15 protein-coding genes and 1 pseudogene are annotated in these 15,472 nt (G+C 69.6%); 10 read left to right on the plus strand and 6 right to left on the minus strand.

Features of this window, described 5'->3' with window-relative positions:
* Positions 1–203: 203 nt before the first annotated feature.
* A complete protein-coding gene (locus ACIBJF_RS47235) occupies positions 204–701 on the minus strand; it encodes a hypothetical protein (protein WP_399183900.1) in 498 nt (165 codons plus the stop codon).
* A 109-nt stretch (positions 702–810) separates the two neighbouring features.
* On the opposite strand from ACIBJF_RS47235, the gene ACIBJF_RS47240 reads away from it, so the two are divergent.
* The 4 genes from ACIBJF_RS47240 (at position 811) to ACIBJF_RS47255 (ending at position 3,376) form a co-directional block, all read left to right on the plus strand.
* A complete protein-coding gene (locus tag ACIBJF_RS47240; RefSeq protein WP_399183901.1) occupies positions 811–1,164 on the plus strand; it encodes a hypothetical protein in 354 nt (117 codons plus the stop codon).
* Between the two features lie 92 nt (positions 1,165–1,256).
* Entirely contained in the window at positions 1,257–1,619 is a 363-nt protein-coding gene (locus tag ACIBJF_RS47245) for a MarR family winged helix-turn-helix transcriptional regulator (RefSeq protein ID WP_014173936.1), read from the plus strand.
* Entirely contained in the window at positions 1,616–3,049 is a 1,434-nt protein-coding gene (locus tag ACIBJF_RS47250; RefSeq protein WP_399183903.1) for an MFS transporter, read from the plus strand. The genes ACIBJF_RS47245 and ACIBJF_RS47250 overlap by 4 nt, the downstream gene beginning before the upstream one ends.
* 33 nt (positions 3,050–3,082) lie before the next feature.
* Positions 3,083–3,376, plus strand: a complete 294-nt coding sequence (locus ACIBJF_RS47255) for a DUF1330 domain-containing protein (protein ID WP_399183905.1) — start codon at positions 3,083–3,085, stop codon at positions 3,374–3,376.
* A 158-nt stretch (positions 3,377–3,534) separates the two neighbouring features.
* Here the strand turns inward: ACIBJF_RS47255 and ACIBJF_RS47260 are convergent, their stop codons facing one another.
* On the minus strand, positions 3,535–4,269 hold the full coding sequence (locus tag ACIBJF_RS47260; protein WP_399183907.1) for an alpha/beta fold hydrolase: 735 nt from the start codon (positions 4,267–4,269) through the stop codon (positions 3,535–3,537).
* Positions 4,270–4,349: 80 nt separating this feature from the next.
* Between ACIBJF_RS47260 and ACIBJF_RS47265 the strand changes: the two genes are divergently transcribed.
* A complete protein-coding gene (locus ACIBJF_RS47265; protein ID WP_399183909.1) occupies positions 4,350–5,324 on the plus strand; it encodes a helix-turn-helix transcriptional regulator in 975 nt (324 codons plus the stop codon).
* Between the two features lie 314 nt (positions 5,325–5,638).
* Here the strand turns inward: ACIBJF_RS47265 and ACIBJF_RS47270 are convergent, their stop codons facing one another.
* Positions 5,639–6,472: a PIG-L family deacetylase gene (locus ACIBJF_RS47270; protein WP_399183910.1), complete on the minus strand. Its 834-nt coding sequence runs from the start codon at positions 6,470–6,472 to the stop codon at positions 5,639–5,641.
* Positions 6,473–6,750: 278 nt separating this feature from the next.
* A pseudogene (locus ACIBJF_RS47275) lies at positions 6,751–7,020 on the minus strand (transposase); the annotation flags it as partial.
* A 736-nt stretch (positions 7,021–7,756) separates the two neighbouring features.
* Here ACIBJF_RS47275 and ACIBJF_RS47280 point away from each other — a divergent pair.
* The 5 genes from ACIBJF_RS47280 (at position 7,757) to ACIBJF_RS47300 (ending at position 12,309) form a co-directional block, all read left to right on the plus strand.
* The gene (locus tag ACIBJF_RS47280) at positions 7,757–8,167 is read left to right on the plus strand and encodes a hypothetical protein (RefSeq protein ID WP_399183912.1); all 411 of its coding nucleotides are present in this window, start codon (positions 7,757–7,759) and stop codon (positions 8,165–8,167) included.
* A gap of 76 nt (positions 8,168–8,243) precedes the next feature.
* Complete coding sequence (locus ACIBJF_RS47285; RefSeq protein WP_399183913.1) at positions 8,244–9,119, plus strand: hypothetical protein; 876 nt, start codon at positions 8,244–8,246, stop codon at positions 9,117–9,119.
* Between the two features lie 329 nt (positions 9,120–9,448).
* Positions 9,449–9,829 carry a hypothetical protein gene (locus ACIBJF_RS47290; RefSeq protein WP_399183915.1) on the plus strand — a complete coding sequence of 127 codons (381 nt, stop codon included), beginning with the start codon at positions 9,449–9,451 and terminating at the stop codon, positions 9,827–9,829.
* A 782-nt stretch (positions 9,830–10,611) separates the two neighbouring features.
* Positions 10,612–11,151 (plus strand): peptidoglycan-binding protein, encoded by a 540-nt coding sequence (locus tag ACIBJF_RS47295; RefSeq protein ID WP_399183917.1) that lies wholly within the window; start codon positions 10,612–10,614, stop codon positions 11,149–11,151.
* Between the two features lie 255 nt (positions 11,152–11,406).
* Positions 11,407–12,309: an IS5 family transposase gene (locus ACIBJF_RS47300; RefSeq protein ID WP_399183919.1), complete on the plus strand. Its 903-nt coding sequence runs from the start codon at positions 11,407–11,409 to the stop codon at positions 12,307–12,309.
* Between the two features lie 110 nt (positions 12,310–12,419).
* On the opposite strand, the gene ACIBJF_RS47305 is transcribed toward ACIBJF_RS47300, so the two are convergent.
* Entirely contained in the window at positions 12,420–12,596 is a 177-nt protein-coding gene (locus tag ACIBJF_RS47305) for a hypothetical protein (RefSeq protein ID WP_399183921.1), read from the minus strand.
* Positions 12,597–12,690: 94 nt separating this feature from the next.
* A complete protein-coding gene (locus ACIBJF_RS47310; RefSeq protein WP_399183923.1) occupies positions 12,691–15,120 on the minus strand; it encodes a SpoIIE family protein phosphatase in 2,430 nt (809 codons plus the stop codon).
* Positions 15,121–15,472 lie beyond the last annotated feature (352 nt).

Genomic DNA, 15,472 nt, shown 5'->3' on the forward strand with positions numbered 1-15,472 from the left:
GGCGTCCCGGACGGAGCGCGCCCACATTTTCCCGCCTCCACGGCGGCCAGCGCAGCGGCCTGGACTACTGAGCCGTAAATCCCCGCTCAGCCCTGAAGGGCGACGCATCCCCTCCCTTCAGGGAGGGGAGCCTTCAAGGAATTGCGGGTCGGACTCCAGGGAACGCCGCATGCGCCGGAAACTCGCTGCAGGAAGGGACGAGGCTAGAAGGGAGGCTGCCAGGCGCCCCAGGGCGTCTTGTGGCCGGGCGGGGGCCAGGTTTGTGTTCCGCCTGGATGGGGCCACTGGCGGCCCACCCATTCGCACTCCGGGATCGCGCCTTCCCAGTCGTCGGTGCACCGGTCGGTCCAGGTCCGGCCCACCATGACCGGCCGGGTCACCGCGCCGCCGGCGACCTCCTGCACCCGCGTCACCAGACCGAGCCCATTGACTCCGGGGTTCCCCCGCGGACCGTAGGACACATCGAGCACCTCACACCGGTGAGTGTGCAAGAGGAACCCCTCCAGATCGGCGGGGACGCAGGCGGTCAACTCCCGTCTCCAGAGCTTCACCTGGGGTCCGTGGACCGGGTCGAGCGCGACGCAGAACAACCGGCCGTGGACGAAGTAGGCGTACACGGCAGGCTCCGCACGTCCCATGCCGAACTCCACGCCGAGGGTCTCCCGAAACGGGTCAGCCTGGAACCGACGCAGCTCGGTCATGCCCTCGTGCTGGTCGTGTGCGGGTGTCTTGGGTGTAGATCGTTCGTCAGGGTGGTTCGTGGGCTGTTCCGGCTCGTGGTGGCCGGTGCGGTTCCTGCGCTGGAGTGTCATGACGGATGAGGGGATGCTGGAGCGGATCGCCACGCGACGTGCCGAGCTGGACCTGCTGGAAGAGGAGCTGGTCACGCAGCTGGCCGAGGTGCGGGTCGAGCGTGATGAGCTGGTGGTGGCCGGGCGGGTCGTGCAGCGGATCAGCGAGCAGGGCTTCGGGGAGTACCTGTCGCTCGCGCCGCCGGCGCCGGAGGTCCAGGTGGGCGGCCGGTCGGTGCTGCTGATCCCGGCCCGCGCCGCCGGTATCGACCCCGACGTACTGCCGCAGGACTATCAGCGGCTGGTGGCCATCGTGCGGGAGGCGGCCGTTTCCATAAACTATGAATATAAAAATGTTATGCTTCGAGCGTGAGTCGTCAAGACACCGCTCCTGGCGAGTCCGCCGCCATCGGGGCAGCCCTCTACGGCCTGGCCACCAGGGCCGCGAGACGCCTGCCCCGGGACATGAGCCTGACGTCCGCCGCCACCCTGGCCACCCTGGACCGGACCGGCCCGCGGCGCATCACCGATCTGGCCGCGGTCGAGGGCGTCACCCAGCCCGCGATGACCGCCCTGGTCCGGGTGATGGAGGAGTCCGGCCTGGTCGAGCGGCGGGGCGACGCGTCCGACAAGCGGGTCACGCTGGTGTGCCTGACCGAGGCCGGCGCCTCCTATGTCCGGACGCGGCGTCAGGCGGGCGTCCACGCGTTCGAGCGGTTGATCGGCGAGCTCACCGGCGACGAGGTCGAGGCGCTGGTGGCGGCCCTTCCGGCGCTGAAGCATCTGGCAGAGCTCGAAAGCCAGGACCGCGAAGGGCCGAAGCAGTGACCGGGCAGCCGGTCGGCGGGGTCGCGGTGAAGGCGTTCCCGGTGGCGCGTTCCGAGGCGCGGCTGCTGGTCCCCGCCCTGATGTTCATCGCTCTGGTCGTGGCGGCGGTCGCCAGCCTCGGGACGCCGCTCATCACCAGTGTGGCGACCTCGTTCCACGTCTCGCTCGGCAGCGCGCAGTGGACGCTGACCGTCGCGCTGCTCAGCGGCGCCGTCGCCACGCCGGTCCTGGGCCGGCTCGGAGCCGGCCCGCACCGGCGGGCCACGATCCTCGCCACGCTGGCGGTCGTCGTCGCCGGCAGCGCGCTCACCGTGCTGCCGCTGCCGTTCGCGTGGCTGCTGGCCGGCAGGGCGGCCCAGGGCGTCGGGCTCGGGCTGACGGCGCTGATGATGGGCGTGGCCCGGGACCACCTCCCCGAGGAGCGCAGCGCGGCCGTGATCGCCCTGATCTCGGTGGTCTCGATCATCGGGGCCGGCGTCGGCTACCCGCTGGCCGCACTGCTCGCCGAGCTCGGCGGGGTACGGGCCGCCTACGGCCTCGGCCTGGTCGTCACCGCCGCCGCCCTCCTGACCGCGTGGCGCTCCATGCCCGAAGCCCCCGAAGGCCGCTCCGCCCACGTGGATGTGGCAGGCGCGGTCGTCCTGGCCGCTGCGCTGGTCCTGGTGCTGTTCCTCGCCGGCGAACGGAATCTGTGGAGCCGGCACCTCGCCGTGGCGGCGGGCCTCGCCGTCGTCGCGGTGGTGCTGCTCTGCGTCTGGGCCGTCATCGAGCTGCGCAGCACGACGCCCCTGGTCGATGTGCGGGCGGTGCGGCACCCGGCGGTCGCCGGGGCGAACCTCGCCATGTTCGTCGGCGGGATCGGCATGTACCTCCTGCTCACGCTCATCACCCGGTACGCGCAGACGCCGCACGGCGCCGGCTACGGCTTCGGGCTGACGACCTTCGTCGCCGGGCTGGTCCTCATCCCGTTCTCGGTGCTGGGGTTCGTCGCCGGCAAGCTCACGCCGCGGGTCCGGACGTGGATCGCCGACCCCCTGCTCCTGGCCGGCAGCGCCGTCGTGGTCGGCGGCGGGTTCGCCCTGTTCGCGGCGGCCCGGTCGGACCTGGCCGAACTGTTCGCGGCGATGGGCGTGCTCGGCTTCGGCGTCGGCGGCTTCTCGGCCGCGATGCCCGGCGTCATCCTGGCCGTCACCCACAGGAGCGAGACGTCGAGCGCCATGAGCTTCAACTACGTCGTCCGCAGCGTCGGGTACTCCCTGGGCAGCGCCGTCGGCGGCCTGATCCTCGCCGCGGGCACCGGCCCCGGCCACCTCTTCCCCGACGACGCCGCCTACACCACCGCGGCGCTGGTCGGCATCGGCGCCATGGCGATCACGACGCTGACAGGCCTCGCCCTCGCCCGCCGACGCTCGTCCGAGACCAACTCGTAAGCTGAATACACTTATTACAACACTGGAGGTGCCATGCCCAAGGGCTACTGGGTCAGCGTCTACCGCACCATTTCAGACCCTGAGAAGCTGGCTGCTTACAACAAGCTGGCCGGTCCGGCCGTCAAGGCCGCAGGCGGTCGGACCTTCGTCCGTGGCGGTCGGGTCGCGGCGCATGACGCCGGAATCGCCGAGCGCACCGTCCTGGTCGAGTTCGACAGCTTCGAGCAGGCCGTCGCGGCGCGCGAGAGTGCGGCCTACCAGGAGGCGCTGGTCGCCCTCTCCGACGGCGTCGAGCGCGACTTCCGCGTCGTCGAAGGCATCGACTGACCGAGGCTCCCACTCCAATCGCGCCGGCACCTCCACGGCACCCCGAAGCTCCGCTGTCGCCATCTCTCCACCCGCCCCCGCCCACACACCGAGCCGCCACGGTTCCCGGCGCCCAGCATCACTCTGACATCGGGACGTGCCCCTAGTGATCATCGCGGTCAGGAGACGGCCGTATCAAGGATCCCGGCAAGTTCGGTGGGTGCCGACAACATCGGCCAGTGCCCGGTGGCCAGGTCGAAGCGCCGCCACGGCGGCTGGCTCAGGAAGGCCAGCATCGGCACCCCGGCGTCCAGCAGGCTGGTGAAGTCATGGCAGGCGATCAAGACCCGGTCCACACCGGGCCCGAGCTCGGTCGAGCCGGCGAGCCGCTGGGTGTAGGTGCCGAACGGCTGAGGGGTGGCACGCGCACGCAGAAGGTCCAGTCGGCCCTCGTCGAGCCCGTTGAGGCTGCTGGACAAGCCCAGGACCTCCAAGGGCGGCATCGGCAGCCGCCACCCGTCGTCGGAAGCGGAGACCTGGTGGCGCAGCTGGTCCGCTGCCTCGGGTGGCATGAGGTCGAGCATGCGCATGCCCGCGGCGAACGGGGCGCTGTCCACGTAGATCACGCGCTCCAGCCGGTTGCCGAGACGTCCGGCCGCCCCGGTCACCGGGGCAGCCGCGTAGCTGTGGGCGACCAACGTGACGTCGCGCAGATCGTTCCGCTCGACGAATTCGGTGATATCCGCGATGTGCGCGTCCAGATCCGTCTGTGGCCCGCCCTGTTCGGCCTTCTCGGCCAGGCCGGTCAGTGTCAGCGGCAGCGCGGTGTGGCCGCGCTCCCGCAGCGCGCGGACGGTGTCTTCCCAGGCCCATGCCCCGAGCCAGGCGCCGGGAACGAGTACAAAGGTGGCCATGTGATCTCCCATGAGTGAGGTGCTGCCGGGAGCGTAGAGTCAATACAGGACACATTCCGCCCTGAAATGCCGAGAGATCCATGTCGCATCCCCTGACGCGTGTGCTGACCCTGCTGGAACTCCTGCAGTCACACAGCCGGCTCACCGGGGCGGAGCTGGCAGACCGCCTGGACACCGACGTCCGCACCGTGCGCCGCTACACCGCCCACCTGCGGGAACTGGGCATTCCCGTGGAGGCCGAACGCGGCCGCTACGGCGGCTACCGACTGGCCCGCGGCTACCGGATGCCACCCCTGGTCCTCACCAACGACGAGGCTCTCGCCGTCGTCCTGGGCCTACTCGCCGCGGAACGTCTGGGCATGGGCACCGCCGCACCGGCCAGTGCCGGTGCCCTGGCCAAGATCGAGCGGGTGCTCCCGAACGCCCTGCGCGAACCGCTCGCCGCCATGCGGGAGACTCTCTCGTTCACCGCCAACGCCGTGGCCGGACAGGCACCCGGCACCGGCGTCCTGCTGGGCCTGGCCCAGGCCTCTCGCGCCCGCGAGACCGTCGGCATCAGCCACCGGTCCTGGCGCCAGGAGCACACTGAACGCGACATCGACCCCTACGGCGTGGTCTTCCACACCGGCCGCTGGTACGTCGTCGGCCACGACCACCTCCGCGACAGTCTGCGGACCTTCCGCATCGACCGCATCGCCTCCGTCACCGCCAACGGCCGCCACTTCACGGCCCCCGACGGCTTCGACCCCGTAGCCCACCTGACCTCGACCCTGGCACAGGGGCCCTACCGCTGGCGGGTCGAGGTGACGATCCATGGCCCCCTCGATGAGATCGCCCGCCGGCTGCCCCGCTCAGCCGTCACCCTCACCGCCCAGCCCGCCGGCGTCCTCATGCGCGCACGAGCGGAACGGCTGGACGGCATGGCACACCTGCTCGCCTCCCTGGAATGGCCCTTCACCATCCACCACCCCGACGAACTACGACAGGCCCTCAAGAACCTCGCCGACCAGCTCACCGCAGCCGCCCAACGGGAACCAGGTGAACTACCGCAGTAACAACAGGTGGTTCGGAAAAGCCCGTCCTGCGTGTTCTGCGTCCTGGCCCCATTCGCCGTCCTCGTGCGTGCCGCTCGCCTGTACCAGGCCCACGACCTGCCGCTCCCCGCCCGCTGGCCCAGCTTCACCAGCAGGCGGGGGACACCAGAGCGCTCTACCGCCAACACGGAGGTTGCGGATCACCCCCGACGGCCATCGCCCCGCACCTTCCCTGCTTCGGCGGCCCCGCCTGTATTGGCACAACGAGACGGTCGGCTCGGATCCCCTCGGGTACGAAGTCCCCCAACGGCGCCGCGCCCGGGAAGGCGGGTGGATCAGCGCAGGCCGGCGAAGAGGTCGTTTTCGGGCACGGCCGCGCCGGTGGTGTCCTGGACACGTACGAAGGTCTCGACGCCCATCAATTCGGTGAACCTTTTCTGCCCCATCTTGAGGAAGAAGATGTTCTCGCCCTGGCTGGCGTGCGCGGCCAGCGCATCGAACTTCTGACCGCCGAACTCGGTGGTGTCCACCCAGGTGGTGATGTCCTCGTCGGGGAGTCCGATCTCGGCCAACGCGGCGGCCTCGGCGGGATCCGGCTCCTGCCAGTCCGCACCGAACTCGCGCATGGCCTCCCCGAACCGCTGCATCATCGATCGAGGCGCCGTCGTCCAGTACACCTTCGGCGTCTGCGCGGTCATCGCCAGCGCCGCCATCGTGATGCGGTTCGCCTGGATGTGGTCGGGGTGGCCGTAGAAGCCGTTCTCGTCGTAGGTGACGACCACATCGGGTTCGTAGCGGCGCAAGAGTTCCGCGAGTCGGGCAGCGCCCTCCTCCACGGGGGTCTGCCAGAAGGACCCAGGCGCGTCGTTGGCCGGCCAGCCCATCATCCCGGAGTCGGCGTAGCCCAGCGTCTCCAGATGACTGACCTTCAGGATGTTGCAGCTCGCCTCGAGCTCTTGACGCCGCATCAGGGCGACGGCTGCCGGATCGTGCCCGGGATCGCCCGGCTTGACACCCCCCGGTCCGTCACCGCAACCGCCGTCGGTGCACGTCACGAGGACCGTGCGGATGCCCTCCGCCGCGTACCGTGCGAGGACACCTCCCGTTCCAGTGGCCTCATCGTCGGGGTGGGCGTGCACAGCCATGAGCGTCAAGGGCCGGTCATTCATGAAACAGTCCTCCTGTGTGAAAAGGCCTCGGTCCGAGTCTGCGGCAGGCATATAGCGGGTCGCCCCGATATCGGGTGACCGGGCATACCGCGGACCCGGGGTCCCGGATCACCTCGGGGCGGACAGTCTCTCAATCTCTCTGTTCCCCACCCGCGCGGCGCCGGTCCCACGGCTGGTGCAACAGTGCTTGAGGGATCGGCTGTTCCCGCAGCGCAAGGGAACGTCCTGGGCCTTACACAGGTGAGGAACGTCTCAGAGCCTGTCGGGTGGCCGGTTGATTACGCTGCGATGAGGTCCTCGGCGGTCTTGGCTCGGGCGGTATTGCGGCGGGATTCATGGCTCCACCGCGATGGGTGTCCGGCGAGCCGGACGAGCATGAGGCGGATCATCGCTACTTTGATCACGGCCTCGGAGGTCGCGGTCAGCCGTTCGTAGTCGCGGGCCAGCCGACGGTTTCGGACCAGCCAGCCGAAACTTCGCTCCACCACCCAGCGGCGGGGCAGGACCTTGAAGCCCTTGACGTCGTCGGTCCGCTTCACGATCTCGACGACGATGTTCAGCGCGTCGCGAGCCCATGAAAGCAGCGTGGAAGGTCAGAGGCGTTGCTGGCGGCGTCCCAGATCTCGACGGCGTGCGGGCGGCCTTCTTGGGCCTGGAGGCGTGATCACCCTGCGGGCGCTCTCCCTCGGCGTGACCACGTCGGATCTCTCGAAAACGGTCGAGATTCAGCCACCGCCTACAGCTGGGGTTCCGCAGCTGTGCGGCGCTCTAGTCCACGAAAAGGGCTGGCTGACCTGCTGCAATACACTTCCGCCGGCTGTGTCGGCGTGTGTCTGGTCCTGGAAACACGCGCAGGTCAGCGGCTTGCCCGCCGGTCCCGACGGGCAAACAATGCCAGCATCCCCAGCCGGACAAACAGCTGCGTTCTGGATCATGCAGACCATGATCCGAAACCATCGAGGCGCTCCTTCAGGCGGTGGGCATTCAGTAGCGTGGTGGCTGCAACTTCCCGCCGTTCCAGCCCACTTGACCGGCGAAGCGCGCTGACCAGCAGGAACGCCGGCACCTAGGCACACGCCCGTTCGGCGTGCCATCACGCATACCCCCAGGCCAGAGCCCCGATTCGTGGACCAGAGCACCCACTCAACTGCGGAACCGCGGTACAGGATCTGGCGCGATTCGTCATGTTAGGGGTGTGGCCTGATCTGAAATTCTCCGGCGAAGCAAATGAGACGGATACGGGCACGGCCGTGCCCGTCCGAACCATGCGTGCAAGGGGGATCCATGAACAGAGCTATCCTCGCCAGCGCCCTCGCGCTGGCCTCCGCCGCGACGTGTGTGGTGCTGGCGCCTTCGGCATCGGCGGCGGCACAGTCGTGTGTGACGACGACGCTGACCACCGGGGAGAGGGAGGGCGTGGGCTCCACCGCCTACAAGTCGTCCACCAGCAGCTGCAGGGACCTCAACCTCGTCTACGCCCACGACAAGGAGGGTTGGGGCGACGACAACTACGCCGGCCGCCTCTGGCACTCCTCCGGCGGGTACTGGCAGACCTGCAGCGCAGGTTACATCGGGATCTTTGACGGCTCGTACCCCGTCGACAAGTACTTGCCGTGCACCGACGTTGCCGGCGGCACCAAGTTCACGATCGCGAGCTATTGGGCAGGCGGCGACACCGTCAAGATCACTCACTAGTGCCACTCCTGTCACCCGGGGGTGCCGTCGTCCGCGGCGGCACCCCCAACCTCCGCACAGAAGAGGAGCGGTCCGGATGACCCGTCTGGCGATTCGGCGCCGGTTCCTGACCCGAGGCGCGACCGTGGCGGCCGCCGCCCTGCTCGTCACCGCGTGCTCGGCCGACCCCGACCGTTCAGACAACACATCGTCCGCACCCATCACGCCCGCCCACCTCAGCTACACCCTGCCGAACGACCCCGTGCGCATGGTCCTCCCAGCGACCGGAGCAGAGACCCGGTGGACCCAGGGCCTAGACGTCTTCGGGCAGCAGGTGGCGCGCGCCACTGCGGCCTCGTGCGCGCGCAAAGTCGGAATCGGACTCCCTGAGCAGATTCCGGTCGCGTTCATCCGGTTCTTCGAACTCCCGGATCTGGACTTCATCGCACGCCACGGCCTGAGCGAGAGCGCGGCGGTCCCCACTTCCGCGGCCGGCCCCGAATCGACCCGTAGCGGCAGCAAGGCCGCGATAGGCCGCTGTCAGGACGAAGGCACGGCCGCACTGTCCGCCCTGCGCGACAGCTACGGTCCGCTCCAGCGAGCGTGGTTCACCGAACTCGCCGACCTGCGCCGCGGCCCCGCGACGGTCCGCGCTCTGGGGGCCCTGCCCGACTGCCTCTCCCGACACGGCTTCCAGGTCCGTGACGAGCAGGACTTCATGAGGCTCGGCGACGCCCGCGGGCAGACTGCCTCTGCCGCCGACCTGCCGTACATCGAAGCCGAGATGGGCCGCGCCTACGCCACCTGCATGCGCCCGGTCGAAGCAGTGCGCGAACCTGCCCGCCTGCGCCTGCGGGCCCGCTTCTGCGCCGACCACGCGGACGACATCCGCGATTTACGCAGGACGCTCGTACCAATGCTCCGCCTCGCCGAGAAGCAGCACGGCGTGCGGCTGGCCTTCCCCGCACCGTGACCAACAGCCCGGCCCCCCCTCGAAGTACCTGGGGAAGCGACGAAATGCGGGCGATCCTGCTGACGAAGTGGCGTCGAGGCGTCGAGGCGTCGAGGGTGAGCTGGTCAGAAGAACCGCCGTGTGTCGGGACTGCAACCCCCGGCAAGGGCCGACCACGCAGCGGTCCCAACAAAGACGTTGGGCTTCGGGCTCCAAGCGCTCCAAAACATGTTGGAGGGGTGACGCACCGCATGGCGCGGAACCCCACCGCCAAAGTCCTTGCCGGGTGGCCCCTAGGTGGCGATCCTGGTACGCGTCCGAAGAGCGCTTCTACGGCAGGGAGTTCCTCTATGAGACTTGCCACCAAGGTCGCGGCCCCCCTCGGGGCGGCAGCGCTGGCAGTCACCGGCACAGTAACGCTGGCCTCCCCGGCATCGGCCGCGGAGACCTGCCCATACCCCTACGTGTGCTTCTACGACAGCTCCGCCTTGGAGAGCCCCGGCACGCACATCATCGGCAAGTTCCAGGTCGTCACCAGTGGCTGGCAGTGGCTCTCCGGCGCCAAGGGCGCCGCGTTCGTGCTGAACACCCGCCACGACGACGTGGCCTACATGCACATGACGGACGGCACGGTGTACTGCGTGCTTCCAGGCGGCAGCAAGAACTTCGATGATGACTATCCGAACCGCATCGTGGACGCCATCCGCATCTCCTGGAGCTCTACCTGCTGACGAGGACCCGTGTCCAGGACCGATCCGGTCTCGGACAACCTCCCTTGCACCGCCGACAGACGACGCACCCACTCACCCGAGGCGCCGAGAGTCCCGCGAGCATGCGCGTGACTGGCTGGCCGCGCAGGGGAACGCGAGACAACCTCGACGTAAGCCCGCTTCCTGACGCGCCCTTCCGAGCCCGTCGCCTGCGGCCGCGTCTGGTTGCGGCCGCAGGCGGGCAGGCCAAACCCCGCATCATTGTCCCGCGCGCCCGCGGCCTGCTCGTGGAGGACCCCGACCTGCACCGGGACGCGGATATGACGTGGATCGAAACGGCGCTCGCCGCCCTGCCGGAGCCGGTCGCGAGCGAGGTGGGCACCTGGGTGAAGGTCATGCGTGAGCAGGGCCGCCGCGAAGGCGAGCCCCGCGGGTGCGACGGCATCCGCCGATACCTCACCACGCTCCAGCCCACCCTCACGGCCTGGCCGACTTCGCCATCGTCCAGTCCTACCTGTCCACCGCCGGCAAATGGGGCCGCGACAAACTCGACGCCCTCACCGAACTGTTCACCACCGGCGCATGGCTTACCCCTGCCCTCACACCGGAAGCCCCCACCGCAGCAGCCTGACCCAGCTGCCACACCGTCACCCCTGCTGAACAGTTACGTGCCGACCGGCAAGGTCCCGCCATGACAACCTGCGCCCTGCGGAATATTGACTTAAAGCAGCGTCAACAACCAAGCTGCGAGGGCTGTCTGACGTGCACTCGGCTCCGGGGGAGCCCGAAACCCAAGGTGATTTATGAACCTGCACACGAAGAAAGCCAAGCTGGCCGCGTGCGCCGTCGGTGCTCTGAGCGCCGCTGTCCTCGCAGTCAGCGCTTCACCGGCCTCGGCCTCCGGGACCTACAGCGGCCGCGCCTACGTCTACGGCGCCGGCGACTGGCGCGACGACTGGGGCGACGAGGGCGTCGTGGACTACAACACGAACAAGTACTCCAACGCCACCTGCCTGTGGCAGAGGGTCCTGTGGGCGGATGGCGAGCTTGTCGGTCCCAACGACGGCATCTTCGGAAGCCAGACCAAGGCCGCGACCGCGAGCTGGCAAGCGGACCACGGGTTGTTTGCCGACGGAAGCGCTGGCAAGAATACCTGGACCAAGGCGAACGCGCAGGTCGACTTCTACTCGGGTAGTACTGCCTCCGGCCAGTCCCTGACCTTGATATACAACGGTGCCGTCAGGAACTTCCTGATGGTTCGCGACACCAACGGGAACTACCAGTTCTGGGACGAAGGTGGCGTCAAGCGGGCCGCTGGTTACGACTACCGGACCTGCAGCTAACGCCGCAACCCGGCACGCCCACGGGGCCCGCCCTCCTGAAGGAAGGGCGGGCCCTCGGCCCACCTGTGATCATCCGGTAGACAGTGCGGGCGACGAGTCCGGCGAGGACGGAGACCGGCGGCTTGGATGGAAGGCTGCGGACGGCGTAACTGACGGCTCGCGCTAAGAGCCTGTCGGGTGGCTGATCATGCGTGATGCGTGACGGTCGCGATCTGCCCTCCGGGCATGGCGACGGCCCCGGAATGATCACGTGGTGTGTGCCAGTGCGACAATTCCGAGACCGCCAGCGGCCCGTGCTATCCATCCAGCCTGACCGATGAGATGTGGGAGATCATCCAGCCCCTCCTTCCCGTGCGTGACCCGCGAAAAGGCGGCGGGGTGCGCAAGTACGGAGACCGGTTGGTGCTCGACTCGGTCTTCTACGTGCTGCGCTCGGGCTGCCAGTGGCGGATGCTCCCGCGTGACCTGATGCCCTGGGACGCGGCCCACCGCTGGTTCACCAAGTGGCGCTGGGACGGCACCTGGGACCGCATCCACGACGAGCTGCGCCGTCAGACACGCGGCGCGGCTGGACGCGATCCCGAGCCGTCGGCCGCCGTGATCGACGCCCAGTCGATCAAGACCAGCGAGGGCGGCGAGGCGCGCGGATTCGATGCGGGCAAGCGAACGACGGGGCGGAAGAGACACATGATCGTTGACACGATGGGCCTTCTGTTGGTCGTCGTCGTCACCTCCGCGTCCGTGCAGGACCGTGCCGGAGGCCGCGCCGTCCTGGCCCGGCTCGCCTCCGGCTTCCGCACGATCAGCCTGGTGTGGGCCGACGGCGGATACGCCAACTCTGTTGATTCCACGCTGCTTTCATGGGCTCGCGACGCGCTGAACATCGTCGTCGAGATCGTGAAGCGGACCGACGACGTCAAGGGCTTCAAGGTCCTGCCCCGCCGCTGGGTGGTGGAGCGAAGTTTCGGCTGGCTGGTCCGAAACCGTCGGCTGGCCCGCGACTACGAACGGCTGACCGCGACCTCCGAGGCCGTGATCAAAGTAGCGATGATCCGCCTCATGCTCGTCCGGCTCGCCGGACAGCCATCGCGGTGGAGCCATGAATCCCGCCGCAATACCGCCCGAGCCAAGACCGCCGAGGACCTCATCGCAGCGTAATCAACCGGCCACCCGACAGGCTCTCAGGCCTTGTCGGCATGGAGGCGTTGGGGCTTGAAGTGCGGCACGCAGGGAGGCGTGTTTCGCTTCGTGACCGGCCACCGTCGGCTTCAGCGCTTCGCTGTCGTGGACGTTGGCGGCTGAAACACCGCCGACCGGTGCAGCACGGCCTCATGCAGGCGGCCCCGGACCCCGGCCTTGAGCAGGCGTGCGTACTCGATCATGTCGGCGGGGTGGGCGACGGGACGGGCGCGGACGTGGGCGGCGCGTTCGGCGGCGGAGGACAACCATCTCGCCTTGCTCGGTCTGGAGGCAGCCCTCTGCTGCTACAGGCGACTTCGCGAACTCACCACACAGCCCACGGTGTTGAGCAGGCGGGAGTCATTCGACGGTGGCGGATGACGGGGTGGCGCACTCCGCCCAGATCGTCTTGCCGGTGAGCGAGTAGCGGGTTCCCCAGCGGTCGGCCATCTGGGCGATCATGAACAGTCCGCGCCCGGCCTCGTCGGTCTCGGCCGCCTGGCGCATGTGCGGCGAGGTGCTGCTGGCGTCGGACACCTCGCAGATGAGCGACGTCGCACGGATGAGGCGCAGTTGGATGGGGGCGCGGGCGTAGCGGATGGCGTTGGTGACCAGTTCGCTCACGATGAGTTCGGTGGTGAAGGCGAGCTCGTCCAGTTGCCAGGCGGCGAGCTGACTGCCGGTCAGCGAGCGGACTTGGCCGACGATGGCCGGGTCGAGGGGGAGATCCCACGTGGCGACCCGGTCCGGACCGAGGGCGTTGGTGCGGGCGAGGAGCAGGATGGCGTCGTCGTCCGGTGTGCGGGAGGGCAGCAGGGCGTCGAGAACGGCTTCACAGGCCTGGTCCAGGCTGCCGTCGGGGTGCGTGAGGGTTCGGCGCAGGGTGTGCAGGACCGTGCCGATGTCGCGGTGGCCGCGCTCGCCGTGGAGCAGGCCGTTGGTGTACAGGGCGAGCGTGCTGCCCTCGGGGAGGTCGATGTCGGTGGTCTCGAACGGCATGCCGCCGAGGCCGAGCGGCGGTCCTGGACGCAACTCGGGAAAGAGCGGGACGCCGGACGGCTGGACGACCACTGGGGGCAGGTGTGCCGCGCAGGCCAGGGCGCAGCGGCGGGCCACGGGGTCGTAGACGGCGTACAGGCAGGTGGTGCCGATGCCCGCCGTCGGCGCCTCGGGGTGGTATTCGGCGGCCTCGGCGGCTTGGGCGACGATGTCGTCGAGCTGGGCGAGCAGTTCGTCGGGGGCCGGGTCCTGCTGGGTCAGGGCGCGGACCGCCGTACGCAGGCGGGCCGCGTCGGCGACGGCGTGGATGCCGCGGCCGGGGACATCGCCGACGATGAGGCCGAGCCGGGCCCCCGAGAGCGGGATGATGTCGAACCAGTCGCCGCCGACCCCGGTGGGTCCGGCGGCGGGCAGGTGGCGGCAGGCGGTGGTCGCCGCGCTGTGCTCGGGTGTGGTGACCCGGAGCAGGCTGTGCTGGAGGGTGAGGGCAGCGTGGCGTTCGCGGGTGAAGCGGCGGGCGTTGTCCACGCACACGGCGGCGCGGGCGACGACCTCCTCGGCGACGGTGAGGTCGTCGGCCTCGAAGGGCTCAGGGCGCTGCCACCGGTAGAAGTGGGCGACGCCGAGCGTGACGTCCCGCGCGCGCAGCGGGATGACGATCACCGAATGGATTCCCGCCTCGATCATCTTCGCGGCCCGGTGGCGGTCGTGGGCCAGCCACTCCTCGGAGTCCTCGAGCGTGGTCAGGAGCACGGGCTTCCCGGTGGCCATCGCGCGCGCCTGGGGCGTGGCGGGGTGGAAGGTGATCAGTTCGCCCACCGGGTAGCTGGCCTCCGGAGCCCCTGCCTGGACCGAGCGGACGGCGGCGCGGCGCAGCACGGCGCCACCGCCGACGGGGCCCGGTCCGGACTCCTCGCCCAAGGCGATGCCCCGCAGCAGGTCGACGGCGATGTAGTCGGCGAGGCGGGGGACGGCCACCTCGGCGAGTTCGGCGGCGGTGCAGGTGACATCGAGGGTGGTGCCGACGTGCTCACCGGCCTCGTTGAGCAGCGTCAGCCGGTCCCTGGCCCGATTGCGCTCGGTGACGTCGATGATGGCCGAGGCCACCCCGAGGACCGTGCCGCACGGGTCGACGAGCCGGAACGAGATGATGCTCCACCCCTGGTGCCGTTCGCCGGCCGCGGCCGTCCAGTTCCGGTGCTCCGTGGTCATGGGTTCCCCGGTCTCCAGTACCTGGCGCAGTCTGTTCTCCATCCGGTCGGCCTCGGGACCGGGGAACAGGGCGCTGACGCGCTGTCCCAGCGCCGTGTCCCGGGGGAGGCCGTGGATGCGTTCGAGCGCGTCGTTGACTCGGACGAACCGCAACCGGGTGTCCAGCACGGCGAGCCCGATCGGGGCCTGGACGAAGAGCCCCTCGATCACCGCCCGGTCGGTGTCCCAGCGGCGCACCTTCGCGACCTCGATGAAGAACGTGTGCCAGTGCGTCTCCCCTGCGCCGGCCACCACCGGCCACGCCCGCGCCATGAGCTCCACCCGGTGGCCGTCATGGTGCCGTAGGGCGAGCGTGTCCCGCACGCTGTCGCCCATGCGACACCGCCGGGCCGCGGCGAGTACCGCCGGGCGGTCTCCGTCGCTCGCCAGCAGCCCGGCCGCGTTCCGGCCGACCACCGCCTCCGCGTCGTATCCCAGAATGGCGGACGCTGCACCGCCCCATGCCGTGATTCGCCCGCCGCCGTCCAGCGCGGCCATACCGAGCGTCGGGTCAGGGAAGAACGCCGACCGGTGATCCACCCAGCCAGCGTCGCACGTGGGAGTGGGGCCCGCATCCTCGGCCGGCCGACGGACGGCGGCGGGTCACGCCCATCGCCGCCCTCTCGTTTCCCGGGCGAGGTGGTGCCGGCGCAGGGCCCCTGTCCGTCGCGGTGCGCGAACTCGCCGTGCCGTGCTCTGCCACGCCGGTCGGAGGGGCCAAATCCGGGCTGCGGCGAGGGACAAGCCGACCTCGCCGCAGCCCACCCGCGTGGCGCCGGGCCCGCAGACGACTTTTGCCGGGTTCCTCCGAGGATGCCCCGGCCTTCAGGCCGGGGAGGAATCGGACTCCTGCGGAGCAGGGCAGGGATAGCCGGATCGCCGTCAGGGCGAT

The organism is Streptomyces sp. NPDC050743 (assembly GCF_044456925.1).
Taxonomy (GTDB): domain Bacteria; phylum Actinomycetota; class Actinomycetes; order Streptomycetales; family Streptomycetaceae; genus Streptomyces.

Bases quoted from the DNA above. Each gene is read 5' to 3' on its own strand.
- ACIBJF_RS47255 (WP_399183905.1), top strand. From the start codon at position 3,083: ATGCCCAAGGGCTACTGGGTCAGCGTCTACCGCACCATTTCAGACCCT.
- ACIBJF_RS47285 (WP_399183913.1), top strand. From the start codon at position 8,244: ATGACCCGTCTGGCGATTCGGCGCCGGTTCCTGACCCGAGGCGCGACC.
- ACIBJF_RS47245 (WP_014173936.1), top strand. From the start codon at position 1,257: ATGAGCCTGACGTCCGCCGCCACCCTGGCCACCCTGGACCGGACCGGC.
- ACIBJF_RS47280 (WP_399183912.1), top strand. From the start codon at position 7,757: ATGAACAGAGCTATCCTCGCCAGCGCCCTCGCGCTGGCCTCCGCCGCG.
- ACIBJF_RS47270 (WP_399183910.1), bottom strand. From the start codon at position 6,472: ATGAATGACCGGCCCTTGACGCTCATGGCTGTGCACGCCCACCCCGAC.
- ACIBJF_RS47265 (WP_399183909.1), top strand. From the start codon at position 4,350: ATGTCGCATCCCCTGACGCGTGTGCTGACCCTGCTGGAACTCCTGCAG.
- ACIBJF_RS47235 (WP_399183900.1), bottom strand. From the start codon at position 701: ATGACCGAGCTGCGTCGGTTCCAGGCTGACCCGTTTCGGGAGACCCTC.
- ACIBJF_RS47290 (WP_399183915.1), top strand. From the start codon at position 9,449: ATGAGACTTGCCACCAAGGTCGCGGCCCCCCTCGGGGCGGCAGCGCTG.
- ACIBJF_RS47260 (WP_399183907.1), bottom strand. From the start codon at position 4,269: ATGGCCACCTTTGTACTCGTTCCCGGCGCCTGGCTCGGGGCATGGGCC.
- ACIBJF_RS47240 (WP_399183901.1), top strand. From the start codon at position 811: ATGACGGATGAGGGGATGCTGGAGCGGATCGCCACGCGACGTGCCGAG.
- ACIBJF_RS47295 (WP_399183917.1), top strand. From the start codon at position 10,612: ATGAACCTGCACACGAAGAAAGCCAAGCTGGCCGCGTGCGCCGTCGGT.